The organism is Pseudomonas sp. K5002 (assembly GCF_013386655.1).
Lineage (GTDB): Bacteria > Pseudomonadota > Gammaproteobacteria > Pseudomonadales > Pseudomonadaceae > Aquipseudomonas.
The window spans coordinates 1-554 of record NZ_JACARK010001665.1; the positions used below are offsets into that span (position 1 = coordinate 1).

General features: G+C 67.9%; 1 protein-coding gene. It reads right to left on the reverse strand.

All coding sequences use genetic code 11. From position 1 onward, the window contains the following. The coding region (locus tag HX846_RS38585) for an iron-sulfur-binding ferredoxin reductase (RefSeq protein WP_178967623.1) at positions 1-554 on the reverse strand (554 nt) is incomplete at both ends.

A 554-nucleotide genomic window follows, 5' to 3' on the forward strand; every position in this document is an offset into this window, starting at 1 on the left:
TGGTGATCATGGCGCAAGGCCTCGCGCAACACGCCCCATAGCGGGCCGAGTCCGGTGCCCGAGGCCAGCAGCCAGAGCGGCCGCGATTGCCAGTCGGGGTCGTACTGCAAGGCGCCGCCCCGCAATTCGCCCAGGCGCAGGCTGTCACCGGCCTTGAATTGGCGGGCGGCGTCGCTGAATTCGCCGGGCAGGCGGCAATCAATGTGAAATTCGAGAAACGGATCTTCCTGGGGCAGGCTGGCCAATGAATAAGGCCGCGCAACGCTGCCGGCCCACAACACCAGATGCTGCCCCGCCCGGTAGCGCAAGCCGCGTTCGGGTTGCAGCCGCAAGCGCAGTACACTCGGGGTCAACCAATCGACGCTCAGCACCGTCGCCGGCAACCCGTCACGCAGCGGGTCGAAGGCTTCGACCTGCAAGTCACCTGCGACCTGGCACTGGCACGCCAGGCGCCAGCCATCCTGGCGCTGCGCCGGGCTCAGGGCATCCGGCTGGTTGTCCTGGATATCACCCTGGCAACGCACCAGGCAGGCATGGCAGCTGCCGGCGCGGCA